The 15,772-nt window shown below is 70.0% G+C and carries 14 protein-coding genes; all 14 read right to left on the bottom strand.

Going from position 1 to position 15,772, the window contains the following annotated elements; translation table 11 throughout:
* Positions 1-97 precede the first annotated feature (97 nt).
* Positions 98-292: a DUF3046 domain-containing protein gene (locus tag ASE12_RS04650; RefSeq protein WP_056397549.1), complete on the bottom strand. Its 195-nt coding sequence runs from the start codon at positions 290-292 to the stop codon at positions 98-100.
* A 3-nt stretch (positions 293-295) separates the two neighbouring features.
* On the bottom strand, positions 296-598 hold the full coding sequence (locus ASE12_RS04655) for a helix-turn-helix domain-containing protein (RefSeq protein ID WP_056397552.1): 303 nt from the start codon (positions 596-598) through the stop codon (positions 296-298).
* A gap of 33 nt (positions 599-631) precedes the next feature.
* Positions 632-1,120, bottom strand: a complete 489-nt coding sequence (locus ASE12_RS04660; protein ID WP_056397554.1) for a CinA family protein — start codon at positions 1,118-1,120, stop codon at positions 632-634.
* Complete coding sequence (locus ASE12_RS04665) at positions 1,117-1,740, bottom strand: CDP-alcohol phosphatidyltransferase family protein (RefSeq protein WP_056397557.1); 624 nt, start codon at positions 1,738-1,740, stop codon at positions 1,117-1,119. The genes ASE12_RS04660 and ASE12_RS04665 overlap by 4 nt, the downstream gene beginning before the upstream one ends.
* Before the next feature lie 30 nt (positions 1,741-1,770).
* Positions 1,771-2,208 carry a hypothetical protein gene (locus ASE12_RS04670; RefSeq protein WP_056397558.1) on the bottom strand — a complete coding sequence of 146 codons (438 nt, stop codon included), beginning with the start codon at positions 2,206-2,208 and terminating at the stop codon, positions 1,771-1,773.
* Between the two features lie 3 nt (positions 2,209-2,211).
* Positions 2,212-4,656 (bottom strand): DNA translocase FtsK, encoded by a 2,445-nt coding sequence (locus ASE12_RS04675; RefSeq protein ID WP_200954960.1) that lies wholly within the window; start codon positions 4,654-4,656, stop codon positions 2,212-2,214.
* 60 nt (positions 4,657-4,716) lie between these two features.
* Positions 4,717-5,442 carry a sirohydrochlorin chelatase gene (locus ASE12_RS04680; RefSeq protein WP_162255464.1) on the bottom strand — a complete coding sequence of 242 codons (726 nt, stop codon included), beginning with the start codon at positions 5,440-5,442 and terminating at the stop codon, positions 4,717-4,719.
* Positions 5,443-5,708: 266 nt separating this feature from the next.
* Positions 5,709-6,425 (bottom strand): sirohydrochlorin chelatase, encoded by a 717-nt coding sequence (locus ASE12_RS04685; RefSeq protein WP_056397567.1) that lies wholly within the window; start codon positions 6,423-6,425, stop codon positions 5,709-5,711.
* Entirely contained in the window at positions 6,422-7,537 is a 1,116-nt protein-coding gene (locus ASE12_RS04690; protein ID WP_056397570.1) for a uroporphyrinogen-III synthase, read from the bottom strand. The genes ASE12_RS04685 and ASE12_RS04690 overlap by 4 nt, the downstream gene beginning before the upstream one ends.
* A complete protein-coding gene (nirD, locus tag ASE12_RS04695) occupies positions 7,534-7,881 on the bottom strand; it encodes a nitrite reductase small subunit NirD (protein ID WP_056397573.1) in 348 nt (115 codons plus the stop codon). Before nirD ends, ASE12_RS04690 begins: the two co-directional genes overlap by 4 nt.
* Positions 7,878-10,460 (bottom strand): nitrite reductase large subunit NirB, encoded by a 2,583-nt coding sequence (nirB, locus tag ASE12_RS04700; protein ID WP_235508841.1) that lies wholly within the window; start codon positions 10,458-10,460, stop codon positions 7,878-7,880. The genes nirD and nirB overlap by 4 nt, the downstream gene beginning before the upstream one ends.
* A 46-nt stretch (positions 10,461-10,506) precedes the next feature.
* Positions 10,507-11,979 carry an FAD-dependent oxidoreductase gene (locus ASE12_RS04705; protein WP_056397576.1) on the bottom strand — a complete coding sequence of 491 codons (1,473 nt, stop codon included), beginning with the start codon at positions 11,977-11,979 and terminating at the stop codon, positions 10,507-10,509.
* Positions 11,976-14,111: a molybdopterin oxidoreductase family protein gene (locus ASE12_RS04710; RefSeq protein ID WP_056397577.1), complete on the bottom strand. Its 2,136-nt coding sequence runs from the start codon at positions 14,109-14,111 to the stop codon at positions 11,976-11,978. Before ASE12_RS04710 ends, ASE12_RS04705 begins: the two co-directional genes overlap by 4 nt.
* A 7-nt stretch (positions 14,112-14,118) precedes the next feature.
* Positions 14,119-15,678: an MFS transporter gene (locus ASE12_RS04715; protein WP_082582085.1), complete on the bottom strand. Its 1,560-nt coding sequence runs from the start codon at positions 15,676-15,678 to the stop codon at positions 14,119-14,121.
* Between the last annotated feature and the right edge of the window lie 94 nt (positions 15,679-15,772).

The following is a 15,772-nucleotide window of genomic DNA, read 5'->3' on the forward strand; positions in this document are numbered from 1 at the left end:
GAGTATGAGGTAGGTCACAGGCGGAAGTCAATGGATTTTTGGGAGCGTTCCCAAATTTGTTGTCCGAAATGACAAAAGGGGCGGCGAACCGCCTGGATCAGCGCTCGGAGGCAGGGAGCTGCAGGTTCGCGTGCACCGCGCGCCACACGGTCTTGGGGCTCTCACCCTCGTCGAGCGCCTGCATCGCGGTGCGTCCGTCGAGCTCGCGCATCACGTGGTTGTCCGCCCACACCCGGGCATAGCCGTGACCGAACTGCTGCTCCATGCGGAGCCAGAACTCGCTGTGCTTCAACGGTCAGGCGGCCGAGGCCGAGACGTCACCGGGCGCGATCGACGAGATGCTCGCGATCTGGGCCTCGGCGGCCTCCTCGACCTCGAGGAGCGAGCTGACGTCGAGCAGCACCTTGGACAGCGGCACCTCGAGCGCCGCGGCAAGGGCCGCGAGCAGCTCGGAGCTGGCTTCCTTCTGGCCGCGCTCGACCTCGGAGATGTAACCCAGGCTGACCCTGGCCTTGCCCGAGACGTCACGCAGCGTGAGGCCTTGGGACATGCGGCGCGCGCGGAGCACCTCGCCGACGAGCTGACGCATCGCGGTCATCGGGTCCCTCCGTCCTGGCATGCCATATGTGCTTCAACCCCGATCGGATCGGGATTCTTCCCCCAGCCTAGCGACCAGCCATGACAACAGCGTATCGACCGTGTCTCGTCGGATCGTGTCGCGGTCCCCCGCGAGCGCGAGCTGCCTCGTCAGGGTCCCGGTGGGGCCGGCGATGCCGACGTGCACGGTCCCTGCCGGGTGTCCCTCTGACGGCCCCGGGCCGGCGACACCGGTGGTCGAGATCCCGTACGTCGCTCCGAGGCGATCGCGGGCACCCTCAGCCATCTGGTGCGCGACGTCGGACGTCACGGTGCCGTGCTCGGCGATCAGGCCCGCATCGACGCCGAGGAGCTCGGTCTTGAGCCCCGGTGCGTACGCGACGATGCCACCCCGCACGACGTCCGAGGCGCCGCTGACGCTGACCAACGTCGCGCAGAGCAGGCCGCCCGTGAGCGACTCGGCCGTCGCGACCGTCGCGTTCGCCGACCTCAAGGCGTCGACGACGTCGGCCGCCAGTGTCACTGTCCCGCCGCGGCCTTGGACTCGCGGCGCAGGGTCTTGGCGTCGCGTACGTACTGGACCGCCGTGCTCAGCGTGATCGCGAGCGCCGCTGCCATGACGACGTTGGTCACCCAGATCATGATGTCGCTCGGGGTGTCCTTCCAGTCGCTCGGCGCGTTGTTCCAGAGGTCGAACGGCAACAGGTAGCCGCCGATCGCCGCGGCCTGCAGGACGGTCTTGATCTTGCCGCCCTGTCCGGCCGGCATGACGCCGTGCTTCTTGACGACGAAACGCATCAGCGTGATGCCCCACTCGCGCACCAGGATGATGATCGCGACGGGCCAGAAGATCGGGTGGATGATCGAGATGCCCACGAATGCCATGCCGGTCAGCGCCTTGTCGGCGATGGGGTCGGCGAGCTTGCCGAAGTTGGTGATGAGGTTGTGCTTGCGGGCCAGGTCGCCGTCGATCTTGTCGGTGACCATCAGCAGGCCGAACGTGACCCACGCGGCGATGCGGTAGTCGACCGACTCCCCGCCGTCCTTGAGCAACAGCCAGCCGAAGACCGGGACGCCGAGGATGCGCAGCACCGTCAGGGCGTTCGCGATGTTCAGGTTGCTCGGCTCTTGTGCCGCGGCCATGAGTCCCTCTCGGTGGCTTGAACCAACGCCTCAGTATGCGGCAGCCGAACGGCGCCGCGCCAACTGGACCTCGGCCTCGCCGGGTGAGACGTTGGTCGCAAGCCCGAGCGGCGAGGTGTAGAACTTGGTGCCGTCACGGCTGACGACCTTGACCCGCGGGTCGTAGCGGACCCCGATCCGGCGCTCGATGCGGATCTCCCCCATCTCGCTCCAGAGCAGCCCCACCCAGCCCTCGCGGGCCCTCATGCGTACGCCGTGGTCGTCCGCGACGAAGAGCGGCGTGCGGGCGTCGCGCAGCCCGCGCAGGTGGATGAACCCCAGGACCCCGAAGACCGCCGTGAGGGCCCACAGCAGCGGCTCCCCCTGGTCGTACGCCCGCCAGCCGTAGCCGGCGGCCACGGCGAAGCATGCGGCCGCCAGCAGCAGGTAGAGGCCGGTACGCCTGCGGATCTCGAAGGGCTCGGGCACGGGTCAGCCGTTTCGGATGCTGGCGAGGACCTGTTCGAGGTCATCGGCCTTGACCAGGACGTCGCGTGCCTTGGACCCCTCGCTGGGACCGACGATGCCGCGGCTCTCGAGGATGTCCATCAGGCGACCGGCCTTGGCGAACCCGACCCGCAGCTTGCGCTGCAGCATCGAGGTCGAGCCGAACTGGGTCGTGACGCACAGCTCGATGGCCTGCAGCACGAGGTCGAGGTCGTCGCCGATGTCGTCGTCCAGCTCGCGCTTGGCGGCCTGGGGCGCCGTGACGTCCTCGCGGTAGACCGGCTGCAGCTGCGTCTTGCAGTGCTCGACGATCGTGTGGATCTCGGCCTCGGTGATCCAGGCGCCCTGCATGCGCATCGACTTGTTGGCGCCCATGGGCAGGAACAGTCCGTCGCCCTGGCCGACGAGCTTCTCGGCGCCCGGCTGGTCGAGGATGACCCGGCTGTCGGTGACCGAGGAGGTGGCGAATGCCAGCCGGCTCGGCACGTTGGCCTTGATCAGGCCCGTCACGACGTCGACGGACGGTCGCTGGGTGGCCAGCACGAGGTGGATGCCGGCGGCGCGGGCGAGCTGCGTGATGCGGACGATCGAGTCCTCGACGTCTCGCGGAGCGACCATCATGAGGTCGGCGAGCTCGTCCACCACGACCAGCAGGTAGGGGTAGGGAGCCAGCACGCGCTCGCTGCCGGCCGGAAGGCGTACCTTGCCGGCGCGGACGGCCTTGTTGAAGTCGTCGATGTGACGGAAGCCGAAGTTGGCCAAGTCGTCGTAGCGCATGTCCATCTCGCGGACGACCCACTGCAGCGCCTCGGCGGCCTTCTTGGGGCTCGTGATGATCGGCGTGATGAGGTGCGGCACGCCCTCGTATGCCGTGAGCTCGACCCGCTTGGGGTCGACCATGATCATGCGGACCTCTTCGGGCGTCGACCGCATGAGGATCGAGGCGATCATCGAGTTGACGAACGACGACTTGCCGGAGCCCGTGGCGCCGGCGACCAGAAGGTGCGGCATCTTGGCGAGGTTGGCGACGACGTAGCCGCCCTCGACGTCCTTGCCGAGTCCGATGACCATCGGGTGGTGGTCGCTGCGCGCCTTGGCCGAGCGGAGGACGTCGCCGAGCGACACCATCTCCTTGTCGACGTTGGGGATCTCGACGCCGATCGCGGACTTGCCCGGGATCGGCGACAGGATGCGGACCTCGTTGGACGCCACGGCGTACGAGATGTTCTTGGACAGCGCGGTGACCTTCTCGACCTTGACCGCGGGGCCGAGCTCGACCTCGTAGCGGGTCACGGTCGGGCCACGCGTGTAGCCCGTGACCGTCGCGTCGATCTGGAACTGCTCGAGGACCTCGGTCAGCCGCTCGACGACCTCGTCGGACGCCTTGGAGCGCGCCTTGTGCGGCGAGCCCTCGCGCAGCATCGTGCTGTCGGGCAGCGAGTAGACGACGTCGCCGGACAGCGCGAGCTGCTCGGCACGCGCCGGGATCGGCTCAATCGGCGGTCGCTCGACCGGGGCGTCGTCGTCGACCTCGTCGAACACGCGGGCCGGTACCTGACGGTCCTCGTCGGGTCCGTCGACCAGCGGGTTCTCGTAGGGCTCGTCGTCGGTGACGACGGCGGTGCGGGGGTGCTTGCGCTTCTTGGGCTCCGGCTCGGGAGCGTCGTCCTTGTTGCGTCCGAGGGCCTTGTCGCGGACCTCGCGCAGACGGCCGGGAACGGCGTAGACCGGCGTGCTGGTGACGATGAGGAGGCCGAACGCCACGATGAGCAGCAGGATCGGCGAGACGACGTAGGCGCTCTTGAGCAGGTCCATCGGGATCGCGGAGAACACGAAGCCGATCGCTCCCCCGGCCTCGCGCATCGCGTCCGGATCGGGGTCGCCGGGACGTGGCACACCGTGGGAGATGTGCACCAGCCCGAGGATGCCGCCGCTGATCGCGGCCCAGCCGAAGGCCTGGCGGCCGGCCGGGCCGTTGCGGTCCGGGTGACGCAGGGTGCGCCAGGCGACCACGACGAGAAGGATCGGCACAGCCCATGCCAGGACGCCGACCGCGCCGGCGGCGGCGTCGCGCACGGCGTTGCCGATCGCGCCGGGCATGTCGGACCAGACGGAACCGGCCACGATGACGGCAAGGCCGAGGATGCCGAAGCCGACGCCGTCACGGCGTTGCTCGGGATCGAGGTCCTTGGCGCTGTGGCCGATGCTGCGCGCGATCGCGCCGACGAGGCCGGCGAGGCCGAGCCACATGGCTGTCGAGGCGCGCAGGAGCGCGTTGAAGACAACAGCAATCGGACCAGGTCCCGTGCGAGCCGCTGGTCGGCGGGCTGCAGGCTTGCGCGCCTGCGGCTTGCGCTTCGTTGCGGTCTTCTTGCGGGCCTGGCTGCCGGACGGCCGCTTGCGCGGCGGGGAAGACGTTCGGGTCGCCATGGACAAAGGTTAAAGCACAGGTCGAAGGTTTCGCTGCAGGCTCGCGTGTGACGCGTGGGACTACTGGTGCGCCAGTCGCGGGCCCGGATCGCCACCGATCGGCATCCACGCCCCCTTCGACCGGGCCCGCGCCAGCACGAGGCTGACGAGGCGGGCATCCGGCGGGCCGCCGTCGAGCAGCGGCTCGGTGACCACGTCGGCTCCGGCGGCGGCGATGTGGTCGTGCACGTCGCCGGGGGTCAGCAGGTAGGTCGACACGACGACGCGTTGCCCGTACGCCCGCGCGACGTCGACCGCGTCGGCGAGTGGCGTGTCGGGGCCCCCGAGCGTCCCGACATGCACCCGCCCGCCCCACACGGCGCTGAGCAGCCTGGCGGCCTTGCCGATGTCGGCGATCGCACGGTCGTCCGTCGTGGTGTCGGCGGCGAGGACGATGGTGTCGTGCGAGCGGGCTCCGGCCTCGAACAACCGGCGCACGCCGATCTCCGCCAGGACCCAGTCCGGCCCGAGCGGCGGCGTCACCGTCACCGCTGCGTCGAGGTGCGACGCCTCGACGATGTCGACGCTCACGGGCCGGTCGTACGACAGCATCAGGGGCACCACGGCGCGGGGACCCGAGGTCTCCGCGACGATCTCCGCGATCGACGGCTGCTGCACGTCGACGAACGCGTCGACGACGTCGAGGTCCTGCGCCTCGCGGCGCACAGCGTTCACGAGGCCGGCCAGGGCCCCGCGTCCGCGCTGGCTCTCCGCACCGTGCGCACACAGGATCAGCGTGCGGTTCACGACCGCCACCCGTGCCGGCCGACCGAGGAGCCCGAGATGTCCGCGGTAGGTGGCCGGAGTCGGTGCGCCTCCGCCGTTGCGTGAACGGCGGAGGCTCCCGAATCGTCGGCCTGGGGGCTGCCTCCGGACGGCCTGCAGGTGTCAAAGCGCTTCATGCCTTCACACCTCTCGATCGTCGACGAGGGTTCCCCCACCAGCACCTCCACCCTCTGGCGCACCTGTTTCGCAACGGTTAACGCGGGGGCGAGGTTTGGTTACATCTGTTCTCACACTCGGCTGGAGGATGCCGCGGACGCCCAGTCGAGCGCTCCTGCCGCCTCGGCGAACCGGTCGAGCACCAGCGAGACCATGCTCGAATCGACGTCGAGCCCGTCGAGCAGCGGGCGGGTGACGACGTCGGCGCCGCACGCGAGGAGCCTGTCGTAGAAGAACCCGGGCGCCATGAGGTAGCTCGCCACGACCACGCGGCGGCCGGCGCCCGACACGTCGCGCACGATCTCGTCGATCGGAGTCCCGGTGCCGCCGACGTAGCCCACGGGGACCGGTGCACCCCAGGCGGCGCCGAGCATCCGGGCGGCCGCGTCGACGCTCTGCCGTGCGCGTACGTCCGTCGAGCCGGCGGCGCCCAGCACGACGATGTCGTCGCTCGTGACACCGGCTCCGGCGAGGCGGCTGAGCAGCACGCCGGTCAGCCGAGGGTCGGGACCGAGCGTGCCCGACGCGACGGCGGACGGCCGGTCGACGGCCTGCTCGATGTCGACGTGGACGTGGAACCCCGGCGCCAGCAGCAACGGCACGACGACCGCGAGACCGTCGACGTGGTCCACGACGCGGGCGACGGGCGGCTCCTGGACGTCGACGAACGCCTCGCGCACGTCGAGGTGCGGCGCCGCGTCACGCACAGCCTCCACGAGCGCGGTGATCGACGTACGGGCAGCAGGTACGTCCGTGCCGTGGCTCGTCGCGATCAGCGTGATCGTCATGGGGTCTCCGCAACGGCGAGGCGGTAGCCGCGCTTGACGACGGTCTGCACGATCGGCTGACCGATGGCCTCGCGGAGGCGGGCGACCGCGACCTCTGCCGAGTGCGGGTCGCCGGAGTCCCCTGGCAGCACCGACAGCAGCTCCTCACGCGAGCGCACCGATCCCGGCTCGCTCGCGAGCGCCCGCAGGATCGCCAGGCCGCTCGGCGAGACCGGCAGCACCTCGTGGTTGAGGGTCGCGGCCGTCGCACGTACGCGCAGCTGGCCGGCAGGCGTGGGGACGTTCTCGGAGGCGTCGCCGAGGTACATCACGAGTGAGCGCACGAGAGCGCCGAGCCTGGCCCGGTCGGGCAGCAGCGGGTCGAACCCGGCCGCCCGCAGCGGATCTGCCGTGACCGGGCCGACAGCCGCGAGCACGAGCCTGCGGTCCTTCTCGAGGCGCCTCAGGTCGTCGTCGACACCGGCCTGGTTGACCGCCGCGAGCCAGGCGGCTGCACCGGGGGCAGACGTGAAGACGACCGAGTCGTACGAACCGGCGGCGGCATCGCGCACGGAACGCTCGACCGCCGAGGGGTCCGGCGGTGCACCCCAGCGATAAACGACGACGCCGAACGGCCGGCCGCCGGCGGCGCGCAGCCGCTGCTCGAGCCCGTCGTCACCGGCGCCGTGGTGCTGCACCGCGATCGACAGCCCCTTGACGCCCTCCGTCGCCAGGAAGTCGGCGATCTCGGCTGAAGTCTCGGACTCGGCGACCCAGTCGGGCACCAGTCCGGCGGCCTGCAGGGCACCGCGCGCCTTGGGCCCGCGGGCGATCAGGCGTACGGACTGCAGCGCCTCGATGAGCTCGTGCCCCATGCCCGCCGCCTCGGCAGTGTCGAGCCAGCCACGAAAGCCGATGCCGGTCGTCACGACGACGATGTCGGTGCCGGTCGCGATCATCTGCCGGGTCTGCGCGAGCAGGGTGTCCTCGTCGATGTGCGACTCCACGCCGAGCGAGGCGGCGATCGTCACGTCCGCCCCGCGGCGGCCCAGCGCCAGCGAGAGGTCGGCGGCCCGCCGCTGGGCCGTCACCAGGATCTGCGTACCGGCGAGCACCGGCCCGAGTGCCGTCACGCCGCCCTGCTCCGGGCGATGACCTGGACCTCGACCCAGCCGTCAGCGACACGGGTCGGCCAGACCTGGAGCGAGACCTCTGGGTCGTCGAGGCACTGTCCCGTACGAAGGTCGAACGACTGCTTGTGCATCGGTGACGCGACCGTCGGCACTCCCTTGCGGCTGCCGACCAGTCCACGTGCCATGACGTTGGCCTGGCTGAACGGGTCGAGGTGGTCGACCGCGTGCACTTCACCGCTGTCGCTCAGGCGGAACAGCGCGACCTGATGACCGGCCACGAGCGCGGCCGCACCACGGTCCGGCACGAGCGCATCGAGCTCGCACACCCGCTCCCACTGAGTCATACCGTCACCTCGTCCTGGTCGCGTACGGGAATCGTCGCGCCGGCGATCAGCACGGCACGCTCCTCGTCGTCGGCGGGTCGACGCTGACCGCGTTCCTCGACATATACAAGATCCGGGTCGGGTGTTTCAGGCGCGTTAACGAATGATGCGAACCGAAGAAGTTTCTTCTCGTCCGCGAGCGTCGCCGCCCACTCGTCCTCATACGTGTCGACGTGCGCGGCCATCGCGGCGTCCAGGTCGGCCGCGATGCCGAGGCTGTCCTCGAACACCACCGCACGTACGGCGTCGATGCCGCCCTCGATCGACTCGAGCCACGGCGCGGTGCGCTGCAGGCGGTCGGCGGTGCGGATGTAGTACATCAGGAAGCGGTCGATCGCCTGCACCAGCTCCTCGGTGGTGAGGTCCTCGGCGAACAGCTGCGCGTGTCGGGGCGTGAACCCGCCATTGCCGCCGACGTACAGGTTCCAGCCCTTGTCGGTCGCGATGATGCCGACGTCCTTGCCGCGGGCCTCGGCGCACTCCCGGGCGCAGCCCGACACCGCGAGCTTGAGCTTGTGCGGCGACCGGAGGCCGCGATAGCGCAGCTCGAGGTCGATCGCGAGCGTCGTCGAGTCCTGCACGCCGTAACGGCACCAGGACTGGCCGACGCAGGACTTCACGGTGCGCAACGACTTGCCGTACGCGTGACCGGACTCGAACCCGGCGTCCACGAGGCGCTTCCAGATCTCGGGCAGCTGCTCGATGCGGGCGCCGAACAGGTCGATCCGCTGTCCACCGGTGATCTTGGTGTAGAGCCCGAAGTCGGACGCGACCTGCCCGATCGCGATCAGGCCGGCCGGCGTGACCTCGCCGCCCGGGATGCGTGGGACGACCGAATAGGTGCCGTCCTTCTGCAGGTTGGCCATGACGTGGTCGTTGGTGTCCTGCAGCGTCGCATTCTCGCCCTCGAGCACGTGCCCCTTGCCGAGCGAGGCCAGGATCGACGCGACGACCGGGCGGCAGATGTCACAGCCGCGTCCCGTGCCGTGCTTGTCGATGAGCTCGCTGAACGTCGAGATCTCGCTGACCCGCACGATGTCGAACAATTGCGCCCGGGTGACCGAGAAGTGCTCGCACAGGGCCGTGCTGACCTCCAGGCCCTCCTCGGCCATCTGGTTCTCCATGAGCTTCTTGACCAGGGAGACGCACGAGCCGCAGCTCGTGCCGGCCTTGGTGCACTGCTTCACCGCGGCGATGTCGGTGCACTGGTGATCGGTGACCGCCCCGCGGATCGTGCCGGCGGTGACGTTGTTGCACGAGCAGACGTTGGCGTCGTCGGGCAACGAGCTGCCGCTCGGCGGTTCCATGCCCTCGGGGAGCAGCCACGCCGTCGGGTCGCTGCCGAGGGCACGGCCGACCATCGGCCGCAGGTTCGTGTACGCGCTGGCGTCGCCCACGAGCATGCCGCCGAGCAGGGTCTGGGCGTCGTCGCTCATGACGAGCTTCTTGTAGACGCCTGCGGTCGGGTCCGCGTAGACGACCTCGAGCGAGCCGTTGGTCGCGGCGAACGCGTCGCCGAAGCTCGCGACGTCGACGCCGAGCAGCTTGAGCTTGGTCGACAGGTCGGCGCCCTCGAACGTCGCGTCGCCGCCCAACAGGCGGTCGGCGACGACCTCGGCCATCGAGTAGCCGGGACCGACGAGCCCCCACACGCGACCGGCGATGTGCGCGACCTCTCCGATCGCGAAGATCGACTCGTCGCTGGTCAGGCACGCCTCGTCGGCGAGGACGCCCCCACGCTCACCGAGCTCGAGGCCGGCCTCGCGGGCGAGCTCGTCGCGTGGGCGGACGCCGGTGGCGAAGACCACGACGTCGGCGGGGATCTTGTCGCCGTCGGCGAACTGCATGCGGGTGACCTTGCCGTCGCGACCGGCGCGCAGCTTGGAGGTCGCCGTCGACGTACGCACCGAGACGCCCAGCTGCTCGATGATGCGCCGCAGCGCGCCACCGCCGGCCTGGTCGACCTGCAGCGGCATGAGCCAGTCGGCGAACTCGACCACCGTCGTGTCGGCACCGAGCGCGGTCAGCGCACCAGCCGCCTCGAGCCCGAGCAGGCCACCACCGACGACCGCACCCTTGACCTTGCGGCCGAGCGTCGCCTCACGGTCGAGCACCCAGGCGCGGAGCTCGGCGACGTCGTCGACGGTGCGGTAGACGAAGCAGCCGGGCAGGTCGGAGCCCTCGACCGGAGGCACCGTGGCGTACGAGCCGGTGGCCAGCACCAGGCGGTCGTAGTCGAACGTCGTGTTGCGGGCGTGGATCTGCTTGGCCTCACGGTCGATCCGGCTCACGATCGACCCGCGGTAGAGGCGTACGCCAGGCCGCTTCCAGAGGTCGCCGTCGCCGAGGAGCAGGTCCTCGGGGTCGCGGTCGGAGAAGAACGAGGTCAGCGCCACACGGTCGTAGGGCGGGCGGGTCTCGTCGCCGAACACCTCGATGTCCCAGGCTTCGTCGGCACCCCGCTCGACCATCGCCTCGACCAGGCGATGGGCGACCATTCCGGCGCCGACAACGGCAAGCTTCTTCTTCTGGGTCATCATGCCTTTCACGGTAGGAATCGCAGATTTCACAACTGGGGTCTCCGTGTTACCGCGACGGAACGGTTGTCTCACGTGTGGCGTCAGTGGCCTGTGAGATCTCCGGCGGGTCGCTCTCCTGCAGCCAGTCGACGATGCCGCACACGAGCTTCTTGCAGCCTCCGCAGCCGGTCGTCGCGAGCGTCGCGCTCGCCAGCGCGTCGACGGTTGTGGCGCCGCCGTCCCACGCGTGCACCAGGTCACCCTTGGTCACGCCGTTGCAGCGGCACACCGTCGTGGCGGCCGGCATCGTGGTGGGCGACGCGCTCTCGACGACGCCCATGGACCCGCTGCCCATCAGCAGGTGCATCGGGTCGACGGGGAGCATGCCGGGGCGGTCGAACTGGGTCGACAGGTGCGCCGCCAGGTCCGGGGCGCCGACGCAGGTGACGCCCACGAGGGTGTCGCCGCGCGCGACGAGCTCGACGTAGCGGCGCTCGCGCGGGTCCGAGAGCGTCACCACCCGGTCACGCTCGGCGGCGGTCGACGCCCGTACGCCCATCGTCACGACACTCATGCCCACAGCCTTGAGCCGCATCGCCGATCCGGAGATCGGCGGCAGCTCGAGCTCGCTGTCATGGGCGATGCTGCGGGCCAGGGCTCGCGCCTGCGCCCAGCCCGGGGCGACGAGACCGCTCACCCCGCTGGGCGTCTCGGCGCAGTCGCCGATCGCCGAGATGTGCCGGTCCTGCGTCGTGCGCAGGTCGTCGCCGACGACGATGCCGATGTTGGTCTCCAGGCCGGCGGCACCGGCGAGGCTCGTCTCCGGCGCGGTGCCGGCGGCGAGCACCACGAGACCGGCCGGGTAGGACGTGCCGTCCGCCAGCCGTACGGCGGTGACCCGCCCGTCGGTCACGCCGACCGACGCGATCTGCGCGTTGCCCACGAAGTCGATGCCGAGGTCCTTGGCGGCGTCCTCGGCGACCTGCGCGACCGAGGCGTCGAGGTCACGGTCGAGCATCGTCGGCATGATCGACATGACCGTCACGTCGACACCGCGGTGCTGCAGGCCGCAGGCGAGCTCGATGCCCAACGGCCCGCCGCCGATGACGACCGCCGTGTCGACGTTGAGCGCCGCGGCGGAGATGTCGCGCGCGTCGTCGAGGCTGCGCAGGACATGGGCGCCGCGGGGCAGGCCGTCACGGAGCCCGGGGATCGGGATGACCCTCCCCCGCGCGCCGGTGGCCAGCACCAGGTGGTCGTACTCGAAGTCGCCCTGCGCCGTCACGACGCACCGGCGCTCACGGTCGATCTCGAGCGCCGCGACACCGGGACGTACGCGGACCCTGCCCTCGTCGGGCGTCGGCAGCGAGAGGCCCGCAAGGTCGACCCGGCCGGCGACCAGCTCGGTCAGCAGCACGCGGTTGTAGGGCTCGTAGGACTCCTCCCCCAGCAGGTCGACGTCGATCTCCGGAGCCACGCGCCCCAGCTCGTCGACGAAGCGGTTGCCCACCATCCCGGCACCGATGACCACGACCTTCATGCTTCTGCCCTCCTGATCTGGACTGCACAGACCTTGAACTCCGGCATGCCCGACACCGGGTCCGTCGCCGCGTTGGTGACGGCGTTGACCATGCCCTCGTCCGCGAAGTGGAACGGCACGAACACGGTGTCCGGGCGGATGTCGGGGCTGATGCGCGCCTGGGCCACCATCGACCCCCGCTTGGACGTGATCCGGATGTCGTCGATGCCCTCGACGCCGATGCGGTCTGCCAGCATCGGATGGATCTCGACGTACGCCCGGGGCATCGACTCGTTGAGCTTCGTGACGCGGCGGGTCTGGGCGCCGGACTGGTAGTGCTGCAGGACGCGACCGGTCACGAGCCACACGGGCGCCTCGGACCGCAACGCGTCGGCGGGGCCCACCGGGCGTACGGCGATCATCGTCGCGCGGCCGCTCGGCGTGGGGAACGACTCGGCGAACAGCCGCGGCGTGCCGGGGTGGTCCTCCGACGGGCACGGCCAGTAGAGCGCCTCACCCGCGTCGAGCCGGTCGTACGAGATGCCGGCGTAGTCGGCGCGACCGCCGGCACTGGCGCGCCGCAGCTCGTCGTAGACCTCGCGCGGCTCGGTCGCCCAGACGCCGGGCGCCTCGAGCCTGGACGCCAAGGCCGAGAAGATCTCGAGCTCAGAACGTACGCCCGAGGGTGCTTCGACGGCCTTGCGACGGCGCAGCACGCGACCTTCGAGGCCGGTCATGGTGCCCTCCTCCTCGGCCCACTGGGTCACCGGGAGGATGTAGTCGGCCAGCATCGCGGTCTCGGACGGGATGAAGTCACACACCACGACGAGGTCGAGCGACTCGATGCGGCGACGGATCGCGTCGGCGTCGGGGGCGCTGACCAGCACGTTGCTGCCGTGCACGAACAGCGCTCGCGGGCCGTCGGGCATGCCGAGGCTCATGAGCAGCTCGATCGCCGGGACGCCCGGTCCCGGGAGGATCTCGGGGTCGACGCCCCACACGCCGGCGACGTGCTCGCGAGCGGCCGGATCGGCGATCATGCGGTAGCCGGGCAGCTGGTCGGACTTCTGGCCGTGCTCGCGGCCGCCCTGCCCGTTGCCCTGGCCCGTGATGGCGCCGTATCCGCCACGCTCAGCGCCGACGAGGCCGAGCGACAGGGCGAGGTTGATGACCGCGGTGACGGTGTCGGTGCCGTCGACGTGCTGCTCCGAGCCGCGGCCGGTCAGCAGGAACGCTCCCGCACCACCGCGGTGGGGGCTGGCATCGGCGAGCGTACGGGCGATGCGGCGCAGCTGGGTCTCGGGGACGCCAGTCGTGGCGGCGACCCGCTCGGGCCACCACTCGGCGACGCTGCGGCGTACGGCATCGACGCCGTCGACGCGCGCGGCAAGGTAGTCCGCATCGACGAGCGACTCGGCGTGAACGATGTGCAGGAGGCCGAGCAGGAAGACGAGGTCAGTGCCGGGGACGAGCTGCACGTGCTCACCGCCGCCATCCTCGGTGAGCTTGGCCGTGGCGCTGAGGCGCGGGTCGACCACGATGAGCCCACCGCGCTCGCGTACGCCTCCGAGGTGCTGGACCGCGGGCGGCATCGTGTCGGCCAGGTTGCTGCCGAACAGCATGACGACCTGGGCGTCGTTGAGGTCGGTCAGCGGGAACGGCAGCCCGCGGTCGACGCCGAGCGTACGGTTCGCGGCCGCTGCCGCGGAGGACATGCAGAACCGGCCGTTGTAGTCGATCAATCGCGTACGCAGGGCGAGCCGGGCGAACTTGCCGAGCTGGTAGGCCTTCTCGTTCGTCAGCCCACCGCCACCGAACACCGCGATCCCGTCCGGGCCGTCGGACGCCTGGATGGCCTGCACCCGGGCGGCGATGTCATCGAGCGCTTCGTCCCAGCCGACCGGCTCGAACCGGTCCTCGCTTCTTGAGCCTGGGGGTCCCCCCACGAGCTCTGCGAGTAGGGGGCTCGAAAGGACCCGCCTGAGCGGTGTCGTGATGCGGTCCTGGGCCCCCAGGAGCTCGGCGCTGGTCCAGCCCTTCTGGCACATGCCGCCGACGTTGGTGGGAAACGCCCGCGGCTCGGCGGCGATGGGATCGCCGCCGAGCTTCTGGGCGCACTGCAAGGCGCAGTACGGGCAGTGGGTGTCCGTCACGGTGTTGCTACACCCCGACCTTCGTCATGTGCGACTTGGGACGGAGGTAGAAGATCCAGGTCACCGCGAGGCAGATGACGTAGAACGCCGTGAAGACGATGAACGCGTTCTTGACCGCCGCGACCGGGTCGTCGACCCACGGCGAGCTGAACGTGATCGGGATCAGGAACCCGCCGAGGGCACCGACGGCACCGGCGATGCCGATGACGGCCGAGGCCTCCTTGGTCGACTTCTTCTCGGCCGCCGCGCGCTCCGGGGAGCCGTCAGCACCGGTCTGGAGCGCGTAGCTCTTCCAGATCAACGGGATCATCCGGTACGTCGAGCCGTTGCCGATGCCGGTCGCGGCGAAGACGAACAGGAACGCGATGAGGAAGAACGGGAAGATGTCGGAGTTGTGGTTGACCGCGGACACGACCTCCGGGGTGAAGCCGGGGAACGACGTCGGATCCTTGGCCCAGGCGGCGAGCTTCTCCGGCGGAGCGGTCGGAACGGTCTTGAGCTGCGTCAGCGTGAAGAACACCGTCAGCGTGCCGACGATCATCACGATGAACGTCACGAACGTGACCTTGGCGCCGCCGTACTTGTCAGCGAGCCAGCCGCCGACGGGACGCGTGAGCGAGCCGACGAGCGCGCCGAGGAAGGCGTAGTAGGCGAAGTTGATGCCGATGGAGGCGGTCGGGACCGGCGAGCGGAAGAAGTTGATCTTGATCAGCAGCGGCATGGCGGCCGAGTAGCCGATGAACGAGCCGAACGTGCCGACGTACAGGAACGACATGACCCAGGTGTGCTTGTACTTCACGACCGCGAGCTGCTCACGGGGCTTGGAGTACGCCGCGCTGAGGTTGTTCATGAACGCGTACGCCGCGAGGGCCGCCACGACCGCGAGTGCGGCGTAGAGGTAGCCGGCCCGCTCGAGCACGATTCCGTTCTGGCTGGCCTTGACCAGGCCGAACGCGCCGGCGCCGCCCACGATGATGGGCAGGAAGAACTGGATGACCGAGACGCCGAAGTTGCCGCCCGCCGCGTTGAGGCCGAGCGCCGTGCCCTTGAGCCGGGTCGGGTAGAAGAAGTTGATGTTGGCCATCGAGGAGGCGAAGTTGCCGCCGCCGACGCCCGCGGTCGCCGCGATCACGATGAACACCCAGAACGGTGTGTCAGGACGCTGCACGAAGAAGGCGAACAGCAGCGTCGGGATCACGAGCATCAAGGCGCTGAACACCGCGAAGTTGCGGCCGCCGAACTTCGGCACCGCGAACGTGTAGGGCAGGCGGAGCAGCGAGCCCACGAGGTTGGGCACGGCCACGAGCCAGAACAGCTGCTGCGGAGTGAACGCGAAGCCGGCCTTGGTCAGGAGGGCCGCGCTGACGCTCCACAGGAGCCACACCGAGAAGCCGAGGTGCTCACCGAAGATCGACCAGATGAGGTTGCGCTTGGCGACCGCGCGACCAGTGGACTCCCAGAACGCAGGGTTCTCGGGCTCCCACTCGTCGATCCACCTGCCCGTGCGGCGAGCAGAGGCCGGTGGGGTCGGCTGTTGTTCTGGAGGACTGCTGACGACACTGGTCATGGAACGCTCCGAGGTCATGGACCGGCACTTCGCCGGGTCTGGTGACTCTGAAACTAGGCAGTCCGTGTTTCAGACCAGGAGACCTCGCGATGAG

Origin of the sequence: Aeromicrobium sp. Root236, assembly GCF_001428805.1 — a bacterium.
Taxonomy (GTDB): domain Bacteria; phylum Actinomycetota; class Actinomycetes; order Propionibacteriales; family Nocardioidaceae; genus Aeromicrobium.

What these genes read in the sequence shown, in the direction of transcription:
- ASE12_RS04655 (WP_056397552.1), bottom strand. Translation starts at nt 598, where the DNA reads ATGACCGCGATGCGTCAGCTCGTCGGCGAGGTGCTCCGCGCGCGCCGC.
- ASE12_RS04715 (WP_082582085.1), bottom strand. Translation starts at nt 15,678, where the DNA reads ATGACCAGTGTCGTCAGCAGTCCTCCAGAACAACAGCCGACCCCACCG.
- ASE12_RS04675 (WP_200954960.1), bottom strand. Translation starts at nt 4,656, where the DNA reads ATGGCGACCCGAACGTCTTCCCCGCCGCGCAAGCGGCCGTCCGGCAGC.
- nirD (WP_056397573.1), bottom strand. Translation starts at nt 7,881, where the DNA reads ATGACTCAGTGGGAGCGGGTGTGCGAGCTCGATGCGCTCGTGCCGGAC.
- nirB (WP_235508841.1), bottom strand. Translation starts at nt 10,460, where the DNA reads ATGATGACCCAGAAGAAGAAGCTTGCCGTTGTCGGCGCCGGAATGGTC.
- ASE12_RS04685 (WP_056397567.1), bottom strand. Translation starts at nt 6,425, where the DNA reads ATGACGATCACGCTGATCGCGACGAGCCACGGCACGGACGTACCTGCT.
- ASE12_RS04705 (WP_056397576.1), bottom strand. Translation starts at nt 11,979, where the DNA reads ATGAAGGTCGTGGTCATCGGTGCCGGGATGGTGGGCAACCGCTTCGTC.
- ASE12_RS04665 (WP_056397557.1), bottom strand. Translation starts at nt 1,740, where the DNA reads ATGGCCGCGGCACAAGAGCCGAGCAACCTGAACATCGCGAACGCCCTG.